The 22,411-nt window shown below is 41.0% G+C and carries 12 protein-coding genes; all 12 read right to left on the reverse strand.

The annotated features are described in order from the left end of the window. Positions 1–96 precede the first annotated feature (96 nt). Positions 97–930 (reverse strand): deoxyribonuclease IV, encoded by an 834-nt coding sequence (gene nfo / locus GD631_RS11690; protein ID WP_143260375.1) that lies wholly within the window; start codon positions 928–930, stop codon positions 97–99. An 80-nt stretch (positions 931–1,010) separates the two neighbouring features. Beyond that, the gene (locus GD631_RS11695) at positions 1,011–3,632 is read right to left on the reverse strand and encodes a DUF4962 domain-containing protein (RefSeq protein ID WP_185911447.1); all 2,622 of its coding nucleotides are present in this window, start codon (positions 3,630–3,632) and stop codon (positions 1,011–1,013) included. Positions 3,633–3,666: 34 nt separating this feature from the next. After that, on the reverse strand, positions 3,667–4,935 hold the full coding sequence (locus GD631_RS11700) for a sugar MFS transporter (protein ID WP_185911448.1): 1,269 nt from the start codon (positions 4,933–4,935) through the stop codon (positions 3,667–3,669). After that, positions 4,932–5,903: an ROK family protein gene (locus GD631_RS11705; protein WP_143260376.1), complete on the reverse strand. Its 972-nt coding sequence runs from the start codon at positions 5,901–5,903 to the stop codon at positions 4,932–4,934. The genes GD631_RS11700 and GD631_RS11705 overlap by 4 nt, the downstream gene beginning before the upstream one ends. A gap of 34 nt (positions 5,904–5,937) precedes the next feature. Next, entirely contained in the window at positions 5,938–7,566 is a 1,629-nt protein-coding gene (locus GD631_RS11710) for a PHP domain-containing protein (RefSeq protein WP_185911449.1), read from the reverse strand. Between the two features lie 202 nt (positions 7,567–7,768). After that, positions 7,769–9,385 carry a sulfatase family protein gene (locus tag GD631_RS11715; RefSeq protein ID WP_143260377.1) on the reverse strand — a complete coding sequence of 539 codons (1,617 nt, stop codon included), beginning with the start codon at positions 9,383–9,385 and terminating at the stop codon, positions 7,769–7,771. 47 nt (positions 9,386–9,432) lie between these two features. Continuing rightward, positions 9,433–11,433: a heparin-sulfate lyase HepC gene (gene hepC / locus GD631_RS11720; RefSeq protein WP_143260378.1), complete on the reverse strand. Its 2,001-nt coding sequence runs from the start codon at positions 11,431–11,433 to the stop codon at positions 9,433–9,435. 28 nt (positions 11,434–11,461) lie between these two features. Further along, positions 11,462–12,748: a DUF4995 domain-containing protein gene (locus GD631_RS11725; RefSeq protein WP_143260379.1), complete on the reverse strand. Its 1,287-nt coding sequence runs from the start codon at positions 12,746–12,748 to the stop codon at positions 11,462–11,464. 200 nt (positions 12,749–12,948) lie between these two features. Beyond that, on the reverse strand, positions 12,949–14,613 hold the full coding sequence (locus tag GD631_RS11730; protein ID WP_143260380.1) for a RagB/SusD family nutrient uptake outer membrane protein: 1,665 nt from the start codon (positions 14,611–14,613) through the stop codon (positions 12,949–12,951). A 12-nt stretch (positions 14,614–14,625) separates the two neighbouring features. After that, entirely contained in the window at positions 14,626–17,778 is a 3,153-nt protein-coding gene (locus tag GD631_RS11735; RefSeq protein ID WP_143260381.1) for a SusC/RagA family TonB-linked outer membrane protein, read from the reverse strand. 19 nt (positions 17,779–17,797) lie between these two features. Next, positions 17,798–20,029 (reverse strand): surface glycan-binding family protein, encoded by a 2,232-nt coding sequence (locus tag GD631_RS11740; RefSeq protein ID WP_143260382.1) that lies wholly within the window; start codon positions 20,027–20,029, stop codon positions 17,798–17,800. A gap of 12 nt (positions 20,030–20,041) precedes the next feature. Then, positions 20,042–22,180, reverse strand: a complete 2,139-nt coding sequence (gene hepC, locus GD631_RS11745; RefSeq protein ID WP_143260383.1) for a heparin-sulfate lyase HepC — start codon at positions 22,178–22,180, stop codon at positions 20,042–20,044. Positions 22,181–22,411: the final 231 nt, after the last annotated feature.

Here is a 22,411-nt window from a genome sequence, read left to right on the forward strand (position 1 = left end):
TTGTCAGAATAGGCTGAAACAGTTCATTACCGTGCAATAATGAATTAATTCCGTTAATGGGTCGAACTTCTAATTAATTTGTTGGCAATACCATGATTATTCCATGCTTCTTAGCCATGCAATTTCTTCTGTCCATTTACTTTCATCCGGTGTTTCAAGTATCAATGGCATATTATCGAATCTGGAATCTTGCATCAATCTTTCAAAAAAGGTTTTTCCAATCAGTCCTTCACCGATGCTATCGTGACGGTCTACATGGGTACCAAGTGCTTTTTTTGAATCATTCAAGTGCATACCACGAAGGTAATTGAATCCCACTTCCTTGTCAAATTCATCAAATACTTTATCGTATTCATTGACAATATCGTAACCGGCGGTATAAGTATGGCAGGTATCGAGGCAAACACCTACCCGGCTCTTGTCGTTTACCCGGTCGATGATATATTTCAGTTGCCAGAATTCGCTACCTAGATTACTTCCTTGTCCGGCAGTGTTCTCAATAACGGCTGTTACGCCTTTTGTTTTTTCTAAAGCGATATTAATACTTTCTGCGATGAGCGACAAGCAATCCTCTATTGAAATTTTGTTGAGAGAACTGCCTGGATGGAAATTTAAAAGTTTCAATCCAAGCTGTTCGCAACGTTGCATTTCATCTAGAAAAGCGGCACGGCTTTTTTGAAGTCCCTCTTCCTCCGGGTGTCCCAGGTTGATAAGATAACTGTCATGTGGCAGGATATATTCCGGTTGAAAACCGTATTTTCCGCAATTCTCTTTGAAGAGGCTGATACTTTCTTCTGTTAAAGGTTTGCTTACCCATTGGCGTTGATTCTTGGTGAATAACGCAAAAGCATTTGCTCCTATTTCATGCGCATTAACGGGGGCGGACTCTACGCCACCGGATGCGCTTACGTGTGCTCCGATATATTTCATTGTTACTTCTTTATTTGTTTTACTCTGCAAATATAACGTTTTTATAGGACTATATGTTTCTTCATCTAAAGCGGAGGAGATTAAATCTCAAAATCCGGTAAATAGTCTGTCAGGACTTTATTAACCTGTTTGCCTTTTACCTGATCTGTGACTATCGTTGCACCTTCCTTTTTACCGGCATCATAGTTTAAAGAAACCTTTTCTGCTTTGTTGCTGACATAGATAGCAGCTTTCCCTTTTTCAGTCAGGTTACAAGTTATAATCCAGTCGCCTACCTGAATGGTATTACCTTTGCGAACTACCTGCATATCCGGACGGTTCTTTCCATGTGTATCCATTACTGTCAGGAAACGGGCCGTTTTACACGGAACTGTTGTAGACGAGAAATGCCAGTGATTAGGATATTTCAACGCTTTCCCTTGTGCGTTCGTCACATTTTTCCAGTTGGTTGGCGCACAGAAGAAAGTATCTACCATCGCTTGTTCCGTCTTTGCCGAACTGAAAAGATGGGCAACAGAGATACCACCGGCCTTATTCTTACCAATGATTTTCACTTCATCGGTTAGTTCCTGTATTTCCATTGGCAGTTCTACGGTATGTAAAAGATAACTCCAGGTTACGGCTTCTTTTCCTTCCAGTTCATCATAAATCACGAAAACTCCGGTAGTTCCCAATTGGATGATATGACGACGGAACATATCCAGCTTGTTCTCATCCCATCCTTTTTCGGGCGTATATTGCGTACCGGATAATTCGCCACGTTTCAACCATAGGGGAGAAGTCACTTTACCATAAGCATTGGAAGCGTCTCCTACCATGTAAGCGATTTTTTCTCCTTCATACCAACGTGGAATCCAGCCGTATCCTTCCGTCCCGATCTTCTGCGTCATTCCATTCACCAGAATACTATTGTGTGCACGGGTATTACGGTAAGAATACATACAATGATCGTCTGTAAAACCAGTGCGATGTCCGCTACTGTAAAAAATGGCTTTACCTCCGTAGAATGTATTGAAGGCATTCTGATTGGCTAGTGCATGGGAAGTGGAACCGTAGGAACTGGAACGGAACGACAGCATTGCATTCTTGTCTATATCTCCTAAAGAAGTATTCATCGTACCGATTCCCGTTTCATTAAATACTTTTGCCATCGGTAATTCTGCAAGAGTAGTACCTTCTTTGGGGAGCGCTTTCTTTGTTGTACAGCGATACCAAGTCAAGTCTCCGGATTTTCCGAGGAAAGTCTTCTCCATAATATCCGGTTCTTTTTGCAAGATAGTGCGTACATAAGCGGCAGCCCATGGATTATTACATTCACGTGCCAAGGCATCTGCATACCCTACTCGTGTACCGTTTGGCTTCATCTTACTTTCATGTGAGTTTCCTTGTCCGGCGGATTTCGAGAATGGTGGCTGTTGATAGATGACGTAAAACGCATTGTTGTTATACCAAGGATCAGCAAAGAAATCGAATCCGCTGATACGGGAATAAAAAGCGGGAACTTCAATCAATGTGCGGAGATTGACTTGGAAATAAGAATCGCCATTGTGCCATCCTCCATCAGTGTTGAGACCCGGCAACCGAGATACCCACTCATTGTAGCAATAATCCACCCAGGTGGAAGCCATCGGTAGTTCACCATACGTAGCAAACGCAGCCATATTCAGGATGCGGAAAGTCATTTGCCAGACGTGGTTATCAGCAATACGGTTTTCTAAGTGATTGACATATTCATGATAGAATTTCTTTCCATTTTCTCGAATGGTTCTTAGGAGCAGTTTCTTTTCATTCGGAGCCAGCAGGTTATACCAAGCGTCATACGCTGAAGTGCTCATAGACAGAATGGTGGAACGGTTGAAATCTCCTGCGAAGTACTTACTGTTTTTCCATGAAAGAATTTCGGAAAGACGCTTTATACCTTCTTTGTAGTATACCTCGTCTTTCGTTAGCAAGTAGGCACGTACCATGGCTTCGATATTCGCTTCTTCACGGTCTACAATCTTACGACTTTCCCGAATCAGAGCGGAACGATATTGAACGATATTTGTCAGTTTGACAACCTGGGTCGTATCAATTTCTTCTTCCAAATGTTTCAGTGGGTGATTCAGACATTTATCGGCTTTCCGGATATAAGCTTGTGCTTCCGGATTATTTTTGTTCCGTTCGATGATATTGTCCCAATCTTCGGCATCAAGCAAGATACGGGGATGCGTTTTGGGCAATTTGGCTAACACCTTTTGTAGAGAAGGCGGGTTGAACATACGTACATGTTCGTCTATATAAAAATGAGAAACGGGCGACCATTCTTCTTTTCCGTCTTTGTCAACGTAGGCATATTGCCAATACCATTTTCCTTTTTCAAACAGTTTGAATGGGTTGAAAAAGGCCCATTTTCTTTCGGCGGTTATCACTTCCGATTTGAATTTCGGGTCGCGTGCGATCCGAATGCGGTAAGTCACTTCCGGTTTGTAGTCTTCTTCTTCCACTCCGTCCAATACGGGACCCAGGTGTGGGAATTTGTCCGGCCACATGAAACGTGGAGGATTGACAGTGATATGTTGCCCGTCCAGTGGTGAAGGTGTTTCGCGGACCTCATGCATCAATGTCTGTTGAGTCAGACGCATGATTCCTTTTTGCGCATACCCGTTGGCGGATAGCAGAATGGTGAACAAGAGAAAAATAGATATTCGTTGTTTCATCATATAACTTAGCATTTTTTTATTCATCGTTTGTTGTTCAACGTTGTTTGAACAAATCTTTCAGACGAACGGTCTTGTTATTAATCAGTGGGCGTGCCCAAAAACCGATAAAGGTGATGTATCCTACGAAAACAAGGATAAACAGCATACCTGTGCGGAGTGATGTAGCATCTGCCAGCGTACTCACAATCATCGGACCACCGGCACCACCTACGATTGCCGAACATAAAATACCGGCGAATGAACCGTGATGCTGTGAAGCAGAGTTCAAGGCCAATGAGAATACAATGGAATACATCATGGAAATACTGAATCCGACAGCAGGAAAAGCGATCATAGATACTTCCTTGCTTCCGAACAATGCCGATAATAATAGGATGATGGTCAGGATTCCGGAGATTTGCAGCAATCGCTTGCTGTCAATCAACTTGAGTAGAATCATACCTACGAGACAGCCGGCTGTCATCAATCCCCAGAAATAGCTCACGGCTTGCGCACCATCAGTTTGCGGATTGACTCCGTGGTATTGTTCCAGGAAGGTACTCATAAAGATAGAAGTTCCCTGTTCCGTACTTACGTAGCAGAAAATCCCCAGGAAAAACAGCCATACATATTTCTGTTTGAATAAAGCCAGATATGAATCTCTGGACCCGCTTTTCTCATCTTCTTTCAATTCGATCTTGGGAAAGCGGGAGACACCGACGGCAATCAGCATTACTAACAACAGGATGGTGAATACCCAGTAAAGAGATACCCACGGCATTTCCCGTGGGGTGATATCGGCCAACAAGTCGATAAAGAAACCTTTACCGGCTGTATAGGTTGCCGGGTCAAGTTCACGAATCAGATAAGTATATACCAGAGGGCTTAGGAAAGAAGCGATGCCAAACATGAATTGTGCCAGTTCGGCTATAAATGCATAGTTTTCTTCTCCTCCTACAGTACGCTGGAGCGGATTCAATACAGTTTGCAACATGGCCATTCCTAATCCGATGATGAAAGAAGAAGCTAATAACATCGGATACGTATGCATGCAGGCAAACAGGATGGTGCCGATGAACGGCATCAGGAAGCCACCGAATAATACCGGTTTTTCACCGAAACGGTCAATGAGTAATCCGGCAGGGATAGACATGATGGCGTATGCCAGGAAGAAAGAGGTCGGGATAAATCCCGCCATCGCCAGGTCACTTAGATTGAAGTTGTGGATAATGTCTGGAATGAGTGGTCCCAGAATATTAGTGATAAACGAGATGGTGAACCAGAACGCCATAATCAGCGCCAACATTCCTAAATTCTTTCTCATAATTTAATCAGGTTTGGAGCAGATAATTGAGTAAATACAAGTGAAGCCGCTCCAATACTTCCGGCCTTGTTTCCAAGAGCGGCAGCTATGATTTGAGTATTCACAGCACAGTCGGGGATGGCATAACTACGTGCTTTTTCGCTTACTTTCTGAATGTAAAAGTCTCCTGCCTCGGAGAGTCCTCCACCAATTACAATCTTTTGCGGACTGAAGATATTGATAAAGCCTGCAATTCCGTGTCCCAAAAAGTCGCAGTGTTCTTCCAGTGATACTTTTGCAATCGGATCCCCTTGCTTGTAAAGACGGACAATTAATTCTCCGTTAATCTCTTCATCCGGGTAGGAGATACCTGCGTCTGCTATTCGTTGACTGAAGCGGCGTACCAAAGCGGAAGTGGAAGCATAGTGTTCCAGACAGCCGACAGAACCGCAAGCACACGGTTCACCATTGGCAATGAGAGGTACGTGTCCCAGTTCTGTTCCCCGGTTGGCATAACCGTTGAACAATTTGCCGTCGATGACTACTGCACCTCCAATACCTGTTCCTACCGTCAAGAAAACAACATGAGTGGCTCCCTGACCGGCTCCGTACATTGTTTCTCCCAGTCCCATCAGATTGGCATCATTTCCCAATAAAGCCGGAAGTCCGGTTTCCGTTTCAATGCGGTCTGCCAAGTGAATGTTTTCCCAGCCGTTGATATTTTCCGCACCTCCTAATACAATACGGTTCGTACAATCCACAATGCCCGGTGTTCCGATTCCTATACCATCAATTGTGTAGTCTTTTTCCTGTGCAAAGGTTTTCACTTCATTGATAGCAGTAACCAACTGTCCGATGACAGCTTCTGCTGATACATCGGCTTTCGACGGTAACTTCCCTTGAAAGTAAAATACGCCTTCATTATCAATAAGGGCGTATTTTACAGAAGTTCCGCCAAGGTCAATTCCTATAGCGTATTCTTTCTCCATGCCACGTTTATACTTGATACTTAATACTTAAAAACTATACTCTTTCCGCCCAGATCGGTGAACTCCAAGCCCATTGTCCGTCACGTTGGCGAACGCGTACATAGTAATAATCCGTATCTCGCTGCGGCTCTTTATCTTCCATGTAGTGTTCCAGAGTGAAACAGCTTTCCGGCATGGCACGATTGAAGAGAATAGCCTCACTCAACCAACCGATCATGAAGTGTGAACGTGAACCTTCGAGCAACTCGCCCAACGTATGTTCAAACTTCTTGCCATTGAATTCGGCAATGACCTTACCGTCTTTGGGCATTTCCACATCAAGGATTACAGCTTGCATGGCTGCTGTAGTCGTATTCGGATTCTTGCTGCTGTACATATCCAGTTCGGTTTCCTTGTCACCAACGGATACAATACGGTTGACATGTGTGTGGAATTCAGTTTCACCTTCTTGTGGAGAAGTGAATGCTGCGCCACGGAAACAAGGAGTTACACTATGAATCTGGCCTTTGTCTACCGACAGTTTTCCCTGCCAATGTACGTATTTCTCTTCACGATTCCAACCAAAATCAACTTTAACTTTGCAACGTACCGTATTACCTTCCGGAGCAACGGGAGTCAACGGACCACTCATACGAGCCAAAATCTGCCCGTTTTTTACAATATCTACGTAGTCGATACAGCTTTCACCTGTGACATTCAGATAGATACGGCGGCTGTTACCGCGAACTACATCACCCATGAAAGCATCGTTGAGGCGGAAGTCGATAATAATCTTATCACCGGTTGCGGCACATACGTGACGGGTACGCAGAGCTTCCCAAATGGCGTCGCGAGTCAGTGACGGAGCCATGATACCGATGCGTCCGTCGCCATAGCTTCCCGGATAACCGGAGTGTTGGTCGGTAGATGCCATGATACCAAACTTATTGCCCAATTCAAGACCATATTGAATGGTTCCTTCCCATTGGCGTGGTCCCATATCATGCAGATAGGGATAGTCTCCCTGATCGCTTTCTGCCAGACCGTGACGGGAATACATTTCTACGAATGGAGTAATATCTCCTTCGGTAAAGCATTTCCAGTTGTAACCGCGATAACCACCCTGATAACCCATGTGGTGCGGGGTAACGAATACCTTATGTCCTTTTGCTTTTTCTTTCCAGTCTTCGATTGAAGTACATTCTACAAGTGGTGCGTCCAAATCATAGTTCAGCGCAACATGGTCTCCATGTTCCATACTATGAGCTTCGTATCCTACAAAAGTCAGGAATTCACCTTCCTTGTTATACTCATTTGTCATTTTTACATACTTCTCATAGCCGCCTTCACGCAAACGCTTAAAAGCTCCCGTGTGGTAATCGATCACCCATTTCAAGCGGGGATCATCTGCTCCGGGAATATCCGGCCACATAGCATGAGGAGTAACACTAACAAAATCCAATTGTCCTTTCGCTGCTTCAAAAGCATCGCGCATGTCGCCGTGTCCGTATGTGATGTTACAGTGGTTGTGTAAGTCGCCCCAATACATTTTGAGGTTGCTGGCTGATGGCATAATTTTCTTAGCCTCTTTGCTTCCTGCTGCGCAAGAACCGAGCAAGCTGCCTGAAGCTGCCAGTCCGAGGAAAGACCAGCCTGTGTTTTTTAAAAACTTTCTTCTATCCATGATATAATTGTTTTTGGTTAATCTTTATTTATATAAATGGGGATTAATATTGCACCACAGAGGACACAGAGGTTTACTATTTTTTATTCACTATAAAGTAACACAGAGTCTCACGTATTTATCGCTCTGTTTTACTTACGGAAAGAAGAGAGAAAAACTCTGTGCCCTCCGTGTCCTCTGTGGTGAACCCATAAATTATCATTTAGCGATTTTTCATTAGTCGGCGATCACCTTTGAAAAGAATCTTTTCCTTTTCATCCGGGTCCGTATCTTTATACTGTTTTTGAGTTTCCTGAAGCAGTTGCATCAGTTCTTTTTGCTTTTCAGCATATTCCGGTTTGCCGAAGACATTGTTCATTTCTCTTGGGTCAGCTTTCATGTCATACATTTCCCATTCGTCGATATCGTTGTAGAAATGAATCAATTTGAAATCTTGCGTGCGAATACCATAGTGACGTTTCACAGAATGTTCTGCAGGATATTCGTAGTAATGATAATAAGCAGCTTTGCGCCAGTCGGCAGGAATTTTGCCTTCGTTCACTAATACAGGTTTCAGGGAGGCTCCTTGAATATCTGATGGAATCTCTATTCCGGCAAAGTCGAGGAAAGTAGGAGCAAAGTCTACATTCATACTGATGGCATTACTGGTACTTCCTGCTTTAATAGCTTTCGGATAACGGATGACAAGCGGCATGCGCTGACATTCTTCATACATGAATCGTTTGTCAAACCAGCCATGTTCGCCAAGGAAGAAACCCTGGTCGGAGGTGTAGACAATGATTGTATTGTCCAGTTCACCAATTTTTTCGAGATAATTCAACAAGCGGCCGATATTTTCGTCTACTGCCAGAACTGTCGCCAGATAATCACGCATATATTGCTGATATTTCCAGCTGATTAATGATTTACCTTTCAGATCACCTTTACGGTATTCGGCAATGCGTTGTGCGTATGCAGAATCCCATTTATTCTGAACTTCAGCCGGCATACGTTTGTACACGCTGTAAAGACGGTTGGTGGTATCTTTCAGCATCTCTTCACGAGTCAGTAATTTGAGGTCCCAGTCGTTCGTCAATGTATATTCGATGGACATATCCTGTTCACGGGCTGCTTTTCCACGGCCTTCATAGTCATCGAACAGATTAGCCGGTTCCGGGAAAGTAGTATTGTTGAATATACCCAGATGGCGGGGGGCAGGCATCCAGTTGCGATGCGGGGCTTTCTGATGATACATCATGCAGAAAGGCTTGTTCTTATCGCGCCCTTTGAGGAATTCAATGGCTTTATCAGTAATAATATCTGTGGCGTATCCTTTTTCTACAATATGTTTTCCGTTTTCCCAAAAATCAGGATCATAATAGTCACCTTGTTCGTGTTGGCCGCTAAGGATACTCCAATGATCGAATCCTTGTGGTTCACTGATAAGATGCCATTTACCAATTATTGCAGTCTGATATCCGGCTTGTTGAAGCAGTTTGGGGAATGTCTGCTGATCTCCGTTGAATGTACTTGCGTTATCGGTAAAACCATTTTCGTGGCTGAACTTACCGGTGAGGATGCACGCGCGTGAAGGTCCTGAAAGAGCGTTGACAGCATAACAATTGTCAAAACGGATACCTTCGTTGGCAATCCGATCCATGTTAGGAGTCTGAATCAAATTTCCTCCGTAACAGGACATTGCTTGAGTGGTATGGTCATCCGTCATCATGAAGATGATGTTCGGTTGTCTGGTCTCTTCTTTCTTTTGATTGCCGCAAGAAGCGAGACTTAGTGCAGCTAGTGGGAGGAGTAGGGCAGAGGGAGTGTAATAGTTTTCCATAATGATGAAGGAATCCCTCCCTCTCCTTGGGAGAGGGAGAGACTTTATTATAATTTGTATTTTAATGACTGTTTCTTTCCGTTTACTTTCACTTCTACTTCCAGTCCGTTCTCATCGAACGCCTTGTTCTTGAATTTAGCTGCAAATTTAGGGGCATCTGCACTCTTTTTAACTGGGTAGATAACAGTGATGTAACGTACAGCTTCTTCACCGTCTTTCTTCACGTTGAAAGATACATTCATACGTTTGTAACGTTTGCGATAAGCAGTTGAGCACCATCCCGACTCTTTCTTCATCGTCATACCGTCAGGACCGAAACATTGTAGTTTCATGTTGCTTCCGTCTTCAAATTGTGTCAGGAACGTCATGTCTTCGTGGCTGTTGGCGATTTCTCCTTTCGGCATTTGATAATGAAGATTGATGGAACCTTTGGCACTACCGGTCATTTCGTCTACAATGACAAAGTAAGTGTTGTCAACGAAGAAAACAGAACGACGGTGTTTCAGGTTCTTGTAACTGGGATTTTCGGTCACTAAAGTTTGGATAGCACCTTCCGGTTGCCATAATTTAGTAACAGATTCTGTCGTATCCAGGTTTTTGTTGTTCAGCGTTACTGTGTTGTGAACACAAGTCTGACGGTGCCAGTTGCGTTGTTCCATCACTTCGCCTTCACCGGCATATACATACGAACCTGAATCCGGGAACAAATTCTTGCCGTTGAACCAAAGTTCAAACGTTCCGTTATCCGGCTGACAATGCCAGAATGCTTTCGGACCTGCTTTTACTACCATTTGAGTAGCATCCATTCCCCATGAGTTGCGGAATACAAAGAAACCTGATTTCAAGAATCCTTTAGACATATAATCCGGCAATGCACCTTCTTTTCCTTCGGTTGCGAAGTATTTGATAGCTTGGTTTTTCGGGAACAGTTTACTCCATGCTTTGTAGTTTTTTACCATTTCTTTCTTTGTTGTCAACTTAGCATCGCTGAAACATGGGTTGGTATAATCAGGGAAAGAAATGTTTGCGTAGAACATAATCATGCTTTCGATTGTATCCAGGTAATCCTGCGGGAATTCTTTACGGAATCCGTTTGCATCCGCGATACCCAATGCCTTGCAGAAAATGTTGATAGCTGCCAGATGATAATGCGGGTCGAGTTCGAACTGTCCGCCGTCTTCGTATACCTGTACATGAATTTCACGGTTCAGAATATCGATACCGCTTTTTCTCCATGCCGGGGCGTCTTTAAATTCAGGGAAGAAAGCACCGGCGTAGATCATACGTTGAGCTTCGAACAGCAAGTGGTTACCTTGATCAGAGTAGTTGGCAAGGATGTGTATAGCATGTTTGTGATAGTTCACCAGGAATTCTGTCAGGAAGTCCGGAGTGAAAGAAGGCGAAGGAAGGAATAACTGGAACTGTGAAGTCTGGTCCTGCAGGCGATTACTAACTTCCAACGGGCGCCATGCGAAACGTACATTTTCTACTTCACCTTTGATTTTTCCATCACTTATCAGCTCATATTCTTTCTTGTCCATCTTTACCAACGGATTCTTTTTAATCCAGTCGATATACTGATGTGCCCATTCTTTAGCATATTTCTCGTCACCGGATATGCGATAAGCCTTTCCCATCGGAGTGAACCATTTGTGGCGGTGCAACTGCCAACGGAGTTCATTGTCTTTCACCGGCCAGTACTGCCAGTTGATGTCTTCTCCGTAGTTGTAAGAAGGCTGATAACCTTTATGTACGAAGAATGTGTGTTTCAATCCGTCATCTGCCCATTGCTGCTCTTCTTTGCTGATAGTCACTTTGTTCAGATTGATATCCGGAGTTTTTACGTTGGTACGTACACGATAATAGTCTAGTAGTGCTTTGGCAGCATCTTCATTTTTACCTTCCTGATGCAAAGCTTTCACTTTTTCCAATCCCGGATAGTCCAGGTTAAGAATTGAAAAGACTTCGCTTTTCAGTTCTTGGGCATAACCTTTGCTTACGAAGCATGCGATTGCAAGCAGAACGATATACTTTAAAGTTTTATTCATGATATAATAGTTGTTATAATTTTATGTATTAGATATCTTTGTAGTTGATACCTTTCAGATTCATGAATCTCTTCAATGCTTCCAGATAATAGTAGTCAGCATAGTTCAGTGGAGTGTCGATTTCAGAACCGTTGGGCAGTGAACCGACAGAATGCATCAGAATGAATCCTTGGTTGTCACCCACTTTAGCAAGATATGCGTCGCTTGACAAACTCTTCAGAATCTTTTCCGCATAATCCAAGTATTTTTGTCCGTCGGGAACCATGGTGCTTAGTTCGATCATGGCAGAAGCAGTAACAGAAGCGGCAGATACATCGCGCGGAGTTTCTTCAGTTACAGGAGCATCGTAGTCCCAGAAAGGAATGGCATCCTCTGTTTTTACGCGGTTCATAATCATGTCAGCTATATCCTTTGCAAAGTTTAGGAAAATGCTGTCATTGGTTTCACGGAAGCAAGCGGTATATCCATATATAGCCCATGCTTGTCCTCGTGCCCATGAAGAATCATCGTTCTTTCCTTGGAAAGTTTGTTTACTTTCCACTGTACCGTCGTTGTTATAGCTTATTACATGCCAGCAGGTATAATCAGGACGGAAGTGATTATGCATGGTAGTCATGGCATGCTTGATAGCAATGTCTTTATATTTATTGTCACCTGTCGCTTTTGCTACATTAAACAGAAGATCGAGGTTCATCATGTTGTCGATAATAACCGGGAAGTTCCATGTCCCGAAATCCCATGAACGGATAGCGCCGATAGAGTCGTTGAAACGACCACAGAGGTTATCGGCAGTTTCTCTCATCACAGCGGCAATGGTGTCGTTGGGTGAAAGACGCTCTGCATTGCCATAGCTGCAGTTGACCATGAATCCCAAATCATGCGTGCCTTTATAATAGCGTACCGGATTCAGTAGATTTGTATATTGGATGGCTTGAGTTTTCAGTGTATCGTTTCCTGTCAGTTCGTATGCATACCATAATGAACCGGGGAAGAAACCACTCGTCCAGTCATAAACGTTGCAGAGGCGACGTTTGCCTAGCTGGTCAGCAGTAGGTTGTGCGCGTAGTGAATCTTTGAATGTTAATGAGTCTCTTTCTAACTGGCGGCAAAGGAAATCCATGTCATAGCCGGTACGGATGGAGCGTGGCAACATTCCCGTACCACTAACCTCTTCAGCAGAAAGTTGTAATTGGGCAGAAGCTACATCCAGTCCTTTTTTTATCCAACTGTAGTCTTCCTTTGGGGTTGTCTGGCACGATGCAAGTGCAATACTAACCGAAGCAAAGAGAACAAGTTTCTTTTTCATGTTATTCATTTTAAGTGATTGTTTTTAGAAGTTTTGTAACTGATGCAAAAGTAACTGAAAGGCAAAACTTTCCGTTGCAGGATTGTCCAAAAGGTATTTGAACCTTGCTTTTCAAGTTTTGATTTTGTTGAAAAAGGTTTTAAATTTCTCCAATATGCCCTATTTAAGGCATATTGGAGAAGATTTATAGAAATCTTTAGTTTAAAGGATTAGTCACCCCATCCTTGGTTCTGTTTGAAGTTTTCCATCAAACTCATATCACGAGCTGGGATGGGGAGTAGTTCGTGTTTATTCTTTTGGGTATATTGGTAAGCTATATAATTTGCTTCCGGATACCAACCAATCAATTTTATATAAGTATTCACTATTGTCTCATAATATATTCCCCAACGTATTAAATCTTGACGACGATTTCCTTCGAAAGCTAGTTCGTAGGCACGTTCATTACGGATATATTCCTGGAATCCCTCGTAGGATGTTGATTTTAAATCAACGGTTGTATTTGCTTCATTATAAGGAAGTCCATATCCGCGGCGGCGAACCATATTAAGAGCTGCTAATGCAGCGTTATTAGGACCATGATGCCATTCGTTAAGTGCTTCTGCATACATTAGTAACACGTCTGCATAGCGCAATATATACCAATTGATATTTGATTTATCATTATTCAGCAAGAAATTGTGTTCTTTTACGTACTTTTCAGTATCCCATTTTGCCGGAGTATAATTTTGCTTGTTTTTTTGACCGGCTGTAGGTTTGTCTACTTCTTCTGGTTTTGCCCAGAAAGATTTATTCGGGTCATATTTGTAATTGGCTATGGAAAGATCACGGCGTTTATCTCCTTTTTCTTTGTTTAACCAATCTAAGAAGAATGTATGTACTACTTTGACATTGGCTGCGTTACGTCCGCGTGTTCCTGAAATTTCGGTTACTTTAACCCCATTCCATTTACCGATACGTCCTACTGGGTCTTCGCTGGCTGTACCAGTGACAGAATTTGCATAGAAACTTACCTCAATTAAACTTTCCGCCGGATCCCATGTGCCATTACAAGTATTTTCCCAGAGTTGTTCATAGTTATCTAACATACGATGTTTGCCGGAGTTGATAAGCTTTTCTGCTGTTAATGCAGCTTGTTTCCATTTCTCTGTATCTTTAATAGGTTCGCCTGCCCAGGTGACATATACACGAGTCAGCAATCCCAATGCACCGCCTTTAGAAAAACGGAACCGAGTATTACCACGTAGTGTATCATCTGATTCGAACGGTAAATTTTCGATAGCAAATTTGAGATCTTCTTCAATGAACTTGTATACATCGCGAGGGTCTGCTTGAACGAATTCAGATGGCTTCTTATATGATTCGGATGTGCTGGTAATTAATGCAATGTTACCATACCAACGTACCAATTCAAAATAATACAATGCTCTCAATGCTCTTGCTTCTGCTAAATACATTGTGGCAAGTGCTTGACCTTCCGAGTTGTATGTGGCCATTTTAACTTCCAGACGCTCTATAAAGTCGTTGGCGCTATAAATGGCACTGTATAAAGATGCCCATGTATTTTGTACATACGAATTATTGGGGTTAAATGCATTAGCCGGATATTCACGGAAACTACTGGTACTGTTTCCTTCACATTGTGCCAGGTCATTAGTTAAATCAAATATGCATGACAGGTTCATACCATAAAGATTATCTGTCACCATGTTGCGGTAAACTCCTAACAATACATTATTGGCTTCAGATGCATTGTTCATATATTGGTTCTTTCTAATATCTGATTTCGGATCTTCATCCAATAAATCGGAACATGAACTGAAAGACAATGTGCATAAAGCCAGTGCTGATATATAATATATTAGTTTTTTCATTGTTATACTCGTTTAAAATTGAACATCAAGTCCGAATGTAAATACTCTGCTCTTTGGATATGCACCCCAATCCAGACCGGGAGTCATAGGATTGCTGGCTGCTGTACTAACTTCCGGATCATATCCGCTATATCCGCTGATGCAGAACAGGTTCTGTGCAGTACCATATATGCGAAGTTTAGATATATGGATTTTGTTAATCCATTTTTTCGGCAGACTGTATCCTAATGTCATGTTTTTCAGTCGTAGGAATGATCCGTCTTCTACGAAACGTGAGTATACGTCTCCCTTTACATAGCCTTTTGTTGAAGGTACCTTGTTAGATGCATTAGTCGGACTCCAACGATCTGCAACTTCTGCCAGCATATTGTAGCGTTGGTCTTGCGAACCGGTTGCGAACTGACGAGTTGCGTTGAATACATCATTACCATAGCTATATTGTAACATAAAGCTAAAGTCTATGCCTTTGAAACTAAAAGAGTTGGTGATACCTCCAAACCATTTTGGCATGGCATTACCGATGACTGTACGGTCAGCGGTAGTGATCTTTCCATCACCGTTTTGGTCTTTGTATTTTACTACGCCCGGAGCAGCTCCACCGTCATAACGTGTGTTGTTCGTAATACCCGGTTTCAAGATAAGCTTTCCTGTAGCGGCTGAAGTGTAGAAGTCGTCTACTTGATAAATGCCATCAAATTCATAACCGTAAATCAATCCTAATGATTCGCCTACTATGGCACGGTAGTCAGATTGAGTATAATTGGTTCTGTCAAAGTTTGAGTATGCTTCCGCATAATTGGCACCGGAAGATAAAGCTTTCAACTCATTGCGAATGAATGAAATATTGAAGTCTGTACTCCAGGTAAAATTACGATTTTGGATATTAGTGCTGTTAATAGCCAATTCGATACCACGATTCTGGATTTTACCAATATTCTGCATTTGTGATGAGAATCCGGTAACATACGCTAGGTTTTGCGCAAGTAGCAAGTCTTTGGTATTTTTGATGAAGAAGTCAGCTGTAACATTCAGACGATTATCAAAGAATCCAAGGTCAACACCCAGATTGGTGGTACTTGAGCCTTCCCATTTCAAATTTTTATTCTTCAGGTGAGATTGGGTCAGTACAGTGGACGTTGTGTTACCAATACCATATTTACTCTGTGTATAGAGGTCTAATGATAGGAAATTAGCAATACGGTCGTTACCTACAATACCCCATCCTAAACGAAGTTTCATGTTAGATACAAAAGGAAGATTCTGTTTCATGAATTTTTCTTCCGAGATACGCCATGCAGCGGAGAAAGCCGGGAAAAATCCCCATTTATTTTTGTATGAGAAAACAGTAGAACCATCCGCACGTACAGTAGCTGTCAGCATATATTTGTCGTTGAATGAATAATTTCCCCGCGCAAAAAATGATAACATGGTTTTATCTCCAAACGAGGTGTTTACTTTACTGGGAACTGCACCTAAACCTAGATTGTCATTACCGATATTATCTGAAGGGAAATTTTTTGCTTGTCCCAATAAGAATTCGGAACTTCTGTATGAGAGTTCTTCACCTAACATTATTTCATAGCGATGTTGCTTTATTTTTTCAACCCATGTTAATTGGTTATAATTGGTCCAACGTTTTTCGCGTCCCATCTGAGTCTCTCCATAAGGCATTTGACCATTGGTGTATGCCTGTCTTGTCTGAGTTTTATAGAATACATCTCTGCGAGTATTGGTTGTGTTGTATGTACCGGCTGTCTTAAATGTTAATTTCTTAGTGATTTTAGCAGTAAGAGACAAATTGGCACTCCACATTTCAGAACGCTTGTTGTCCGTCGTATTTTCAGCTTGTAAGATGGGGTTCACTTGTGCCAGACTTTCGCCTGTTTCCAGCATAGCCGGGTCAATTGCGCTAGCCAGTAATTCTTCATTGGTTTTAGCCAGACCTCCTGTAGGACGTGACCTTAATATCTGTCCTAACATATTGAAGCGTCCTCCATCACCGGAAGTTCCGGCACCTTCTTTCAATGTATTGGAATAATTGATAGTAGCATCGGCTGTAATATACTTATTAATCTTCTGATTGATACGAACTTTACCGGTTGTTTTAGTGAAACCACTATTTCTAAAAATACCGTTCTCTTTATAATGAGAGAAAGAAGCAGAGTATTTGGTGCCGTCATTACCTCCTGTTACGGAAATGTTATGATCTTGTGACCAGGTAGGACTGAAAGTTTCTCCTTGCCAATCTACTGATTCTACTCCAATATAGTCGTCCAAAGTACGATATTTGTAATATTCTCCTGTTTCGGGATTGATTTCATTGCGGTAATAACCGGGGATAAATTTAGTGTCCAGTTCTCCCTGTAGTTTTACAAATTCATAAGCGTTGAGCAGGTCCAATTGCTTGGTGATTTTACGGTAAGTAGCAGAACCATTGTAGCTGACTACAGGTCTACCTGCCTTACCTGATTTAGTGGTTACCATCACTACACCATTAGCTGCGCGTGCACCATAAATAGCTGATGAAGAAGCATCTTTTAGGATTTGAATAGATTCAATATCAGAGTTTGCCAAGTAGTCAATGTTGTCAACCTGGAAACCGTCAACAATGTAAAGGGGAGTAGCATCACCGTTTAATGTTCCTACACCACGAATCTTAATATCAAATCCTGCACCTGGAGTTCCGTCAGTTTGGGTAATTTGTACACCAGCTACCTGACCTCCTAAAGCTGCCATGACAGAACTACTTTTAAATTCTTCTATATCCTTGGCTGCAACAGAAGCTACGGAACCAGTCAAATCACTTTTTTTCATAGAACCATAACCTACTACGACAACTTCATCTAAAACAGCATTGTCCGGTTCCATTTTAATGTTTAACTTTTTATCTGTTTGAGCAATTTTTACTTCTTGATTTTTATAACCAATATAGCTGAATACCAGTGTCGAACCTTTTGAGGCTTGGATAGTAAAATTACCATCAAAATCTGTTGTCGCTCCAGTTTGAGTCCCTTTTACCATGACGGTAGCGCCAATCATAGGCATGTCCGTCTCGTCTACTACTACACCTTTGATATTTTGCGCTGAAACGTAGATTGTAGCTATGAGAGCTAAGAGGGTGAACCACCCTCTTTTGCTCATTGCTTTTGTAGATATATTGTACATAATTGTAATGTCTTTTAATTTAGAAATTTTCATCAAACCATATCAATAATGGGAATGCTCTTTTAGCAGTATTACCTAAATCAGCGGAGTTACCGGAAATTTCATAAGTCATTTGTCCGGTCATGATACCGTTTGCATATTGTCCTCCATCTTCATAAGTTGGGTCTCCATACCACTTATTCGGATTTATAGTAACAGCCCATCCTTTATTGGGGTCAACATAACCTAGGGCATTTGTTAACTTAGTATTTGCTTTTGTGTTCTCATAATATGACATTGGTGCTTTGGCTCCATAATTAGGTACTTTTGAACCGTAATAATTGCGCCATACCTGATTCATAAAATAGGTTGGATCAGCTGGAGTCATAGGTTCTGTGTTCTTGTTGTCTGTGCTGATAGCTCCTGATTTATGAGATTTAGGACCTTCTAAATTTTGATAACGGAATGAGCGGCGATAATCCAGCATAAATCGTGACATATCTGTTACTCCGACAATTGTAGGTTCTGTAGAAGTTCCTCCAGTTTTGGGGTTTACTTTGAATACAAATGGAGTATATTCTATTCTAATGGGGTTTGTATTAGGATTAAAGTCAAAAGCAACGAATGTTTTGAAAGTTCTTGCTAGATCACCTTCTCCGGCAGTGGCTTCTATTATAAGATAAGCCATAGGAGCATCACCTCCTTTGAAATTATCCGGCGAGAATCGAACTACACCTGTTGTCTCATCAATCATAGGATATCCTGTTTTATTCGGATCGTCTAAGTTGAATTTAGTGGCTATCTTCCACTTGAAAGCAATACCTTTACCATCTAAATTCGTTTCTGGAGTTAAAACTAAATTTCCTAACTCTGCTGCACTTCTAATACGGTATTGTGAAGCTTCTGTTGCCTTGTCTAATCCGAGGTTGTTACCATAATATACATACACTATATTATTAGGATTTGGGGTAACTGTTAATAAGAAAGTGGTGATAGTCGGATTTCCCTTGCTGTTATCAGCTTGTACCTTAACTTCATATTTTCCTTCTGGTATACTATTGCCTTTTTTCGCACTAATCTTACCATTACTTGGATTGATTGTCAATTGTCCTTCAAGTTTTGGGTCAAGGTTTACGAATGAATAGGTGACATAGTTTCCTTGCATTCCTTCTTTGGGTTGAGCTGATATAGGCGCATATTGTGCTATTTCTAAAGCTGCGTATTCAAATCCTGATATAGGAGTGATTTCATCAACTACTTGTATCGTGAATTTGGTTGGCATTTCTACTCCTTCCGGAGCGAATTTATTGGAAACTTTTACAGTAATTTCATAGTTTCCGGCTTCTGTGATACCATGTCCTTTAGCGATTGATATAACTCCGGTTGTTTCATTGATAGTTACTTTTCCTTCTGCTACTTCCGGATTAATGTTAGCTATACTGAACTTAGCTTCTTCTGTTGAACCTTCAATGACAGGTATTGGGCTGGTGTATTCAGTTTGTCCGTTTGTTTCGGACTCTTTTTCCATAATACCTTTATTGGCTGTATTGTACGTTACATCTATTGGCTTGGAAGTCAGATTGAATGTGATGGCATCAGCAAATATACCTTCTCCTGCTAAAGTAGTCAGTTTTAATGATACTTTGTGCAGACCCGGCTTCATCTTCTTTATTGTCTCTTCATCCGGATTAATAGAAATAACTCCACTTGTAGAGATTTTGAAGAATTCCTTTTCCGGACCTTCGGCTATTGCATAGCCGCTGATTGTGACGTGTTCGCCTTCTGTTACTACTTTTGCAGTAGCTTTTGATTCTCCGATTTCTTCAAAGTCGATTTCAATATAATCAGGTTCTACTTTAATTCCATCAGGAACGCTGGGTAACATTTTTACTTGTATGGCATCTTTGAATTCATGGTAGTTGCCATTACTATTACATCCTACGGAGATGGAATATAATCCTACCGGTAGATTATCAGAGTTAGCAATACGAACACTACCATCTTTACTGTCAATGATAAATGATTCGGATGTGTATGGTTCACCGTTAAGAGTGATTCCGGTGATAACGAAATCTGTTGGTTCACCTCCTGTATATGTGGGCTTTTCAATCACTGCAGTCATTGATGGGCCTATATCAGTGAGGCTGTAATAATAGATGGCAAAGCCAGTTGTGTTGGTAGTCTCTGTATCCGTGCATGAGAAGCCCGTAATAGTCAGGACTACTATAGATAAGATTGCCAGGAATCTAGAGGTTAGTTTTTTTAAATTCATAGTGTTATGATATTAGTTATTATTTTCTGGTATTGTATAGCTTAACTCATAAGGAGTACCATTTACCGTGACTTTGATTGCAACAGCTTTTCCTGTGTAACCTCCATCGGTAAATTCAGCATTAATTGTAGTACCTGTTGGATTGGAAGTCGGGTATATGACGGTAATAGCACGAATTGTTTCTCTATCTTTGTTCTTTCTAAGTGAAATTTTATATCCTAAACGATTTTCAATATTAACCACACCATGATCATTGGATACGTTGCTTTTAAAAGTTGCAGATGAATCATAATCTTCAGATGATGTATAAATAACAATATTGTTATTATCACTGTAGTTAGTATGTATGCCATGGGCTGCTTTGGAATTCGAATTGTCGAAAGTTATTTCATTTTCAGGTGCACAAAGATTGAAATTCAAATTGTATTTGCCTGTATTATACGCTTCTTCAGGATTTTTCATGTATAATTCATCAACAAGCACAAAGAACTCTTTGTTGACATGGAATACAGAACGTCTATGGGTTAGAGATGAATTTTCGTATGGTTCATTCTCTGTAACTATGTAATTTGTATTGTCTTGTGTTCCTTTATGGACATAATGACCTTCCATCTTATTGATATTTGTGGTCGTAATCGTCATTGTATTATGCCAGAAACTTTGGCTATATTTATCTCTGGCGGGATCACCACTATATGCATATACACCTGCATCAGGGAAGAAGTTACGTCCTTTATGGAATAAGCTGAATGTATTATTATCCGCTTGACAATGCCATTTCTTTTTAGGATTATAGTTGTTCTTTAAGATGAACATGGACACCTTACTAGGGTCTTGATCCCATCCATTACGTAGCATGTAATAACCGGAATATTCGTATGCTTTTAATGTATAAGTTGGTTTTTTACCTTCTTTACCTTGGGTAGCCATCCATTTCATACCTTCGTTGTCCGGAAACATCTGTGCATAGCGTGTGAAATTCTTTATCAACATACTCTTTTGCATACGTCCTGAACGAGTATCGTTAAAATTTTCTACAGAGTAGTTCGGATAAACTAAGTCCATCACAAATTCTGTTGCTTTACGTAAGGACGGCATATAATCGGCTGAAAAATAATGTGCTTTATTATTCTCCTTTGCCACTTCGTAGGCGTTATAGAAGTCTGAAATAGCACCTACATGATAACTCGGGTCAAGCTCATTTTGTATACCGTCGGGATTGAACTGTTCTTTTATTTGTTCATTTAATTTGCGGGTACCTTCTTCCACCCATTCTTCTGCTTTCTTTAGTTCCGGGAATAAAACACCAGCTAAAGTAAGTGAATATAACTGTGTTACTAATATATTACCTTCCGGTTTATAGAGTTTGCGGATGCTCTCCACCTGATCTACATACTGAGTGAGAAAGATGGATAACCATTCAGGAGTGAAATTGGCAGAATGTATATAATAGGTCATTAAATCAGCTTGTGAGCTAACTCGCTCTGCGATTTGTAATCCGGACCATGGAAAATATTCATCCTTAATAACTTCCGGACATGGATAATTTTTCATCCAGTCGGTGAAAACTTCTTTCCAAGACAATATGTATTTCTCGTCTTTAGTCATGTAATAAGCTTTAGCTTGAGGTATCATCCACTGATGACGATGACGCTGATATTTGAACTCATTATCTGTTATGCCGTCAACCTTTAAGTTCCAATTTATTGTTCCATCACTATTTTTGAAAGAATAGTAAGTATCTTTTGACTCGTCTCTAACTCCATCGGTTTCTCCCCTAGTTTCAGGGAAGTTCCTTACATAAAAACGATAGTCCAGAGCTTGATTTGCAATGTTTAGTTCCACTGCTGATGCTGTAGTTCCTAAAAGAGTTACATTCGGGTTTACTACATCTGTACGCATACGATAATAATCTAGTAATGCATTAGCAGCCAATTGATAGTTTCCTGCTTCATAGTACTGTTTTACTTTTTCTAGACCTTTATAATCCAGATTGATGACCTCAAATAGTTTTTTGTCAATTCCTTCACCTTCGTCGGGAAGAATCGTTTCTTTGTCGTTGTTGGGTTCTCCAATGATTAATTCATCTTTGTCGTCTGTGCAATTAGACAAAAAGAACATTGCGAATAAACAAATAAAGATGTTCTTCATACTTTATTAGGTTTTAATTATTAAAAGTTATATTTTACTGTTTGCAAATGTAATCTGTTTATTTAGAAATGCTAATCCATCTTGTTCACACTTTGTTCAAAAAATGATTTTTTGATATTAATATTGTTGAATCATATATTAATAATGTTTAGAAAAACGGTTTTTAGGCTGATATTAAGCTTTTTATACATCATAATGTAACCTTCATCCTATTACTAATTCATTTTGATA

Origin of the sequence: Bacteroides luhongzhouii, from assembly GCF_009193295.2 — a bacterium.
In the GTDB taxonomy this organism is placed as follows: domain Bacteria; phylum Bacteroidota; class Bacteroidia; order Bacteroidales; family Bacteroidaceae; genus Bacteroides; species Bacteroides luhongzhouii.

Bases quoted from the DNA above. Each gene is read 5' to 3' on its own strand.
- nfo (WP_143260375.1), bottom strand. From the start codon at position 930: ATGAAATATATCGGAGCACACGTAAGCGCATCCGGTGGCGTAGAGTCC.
- GD631_RS11695 (WP_185911447.1), bottom strand. From the start codon at position 3,632: ATGATGAAACAACGAATATCTATTTTTCTCTTGTTCACCATTCTGCTA.
- GD631_RS11700 (WP_185911448.1), bottom strand. From the start codon at position 4,935: ATGAGAAAGAATTTAGGAATGTTGGCGCTGATTATGGCGTTCTGGTTC.
- GD631_RS11705 (WP_143260376.1), bottom strand. From the start codon at position 5,903: ATGGAGAAAGAATACGCTATAGGAATTGACCTTGGCGGAACTTCTGTA.
- GD631_RS11710 (WP_185911449.1), bottom strand. From the start codon at position 7,566: ATGGATAGAAGAAAGTTTTTAAAAAACACAGGCTGGTCTTTCCTCGGA.
- GD631_RS11715 (WP_143260377.1), bottom strand. From the start codon at position 9,385: ATGGAAAACTATTACACTCCCTCTGCCCTACTCCTCCCACTAGCTGCA.
- hepC (WP_143260378.1), bottom strand. From the start codon at position 11,433: ATGAATAAAACTTTAAAGTATATCGTTCTGCTTGCAATCGCATGCTTC.
- GD631_RS11725 (WP_143260379.1), bottom strand. From the start codon at position 12,748: ATGAATAACATGAAAAAGAAACTTGTTCTCTTTGCTTCGGTTAGTATT.
- GD631_RS11730 (WP_143260380.1), bottom strand. From the start codon at position 14,613: ATGAAAAAACTAATATATTATATATCAGCACTGGCTTTATGCACATTG.
- GD631_RS11735 (WP_143260381.1), bottom strand. From the start codon at position 17,778: ATGTACAATATATCTACAAAAGCAATGAGCAAAAGAGGGTGGTTCACC.
- GD631_RS11740 (WP_143260382.1), bottom strand. From the start codon at position 20,029: ATGAATTTAAAAAAACTAACCTCTAGATTCCTGGCAATCTTATCTATA.
- hepC (WP_143260383.1), bottom strand. From the start codon at position 22,180: ATGAAGAACATCTTTATTTGTTTATTCGCAATGTTCTTTTTGTCTAAT.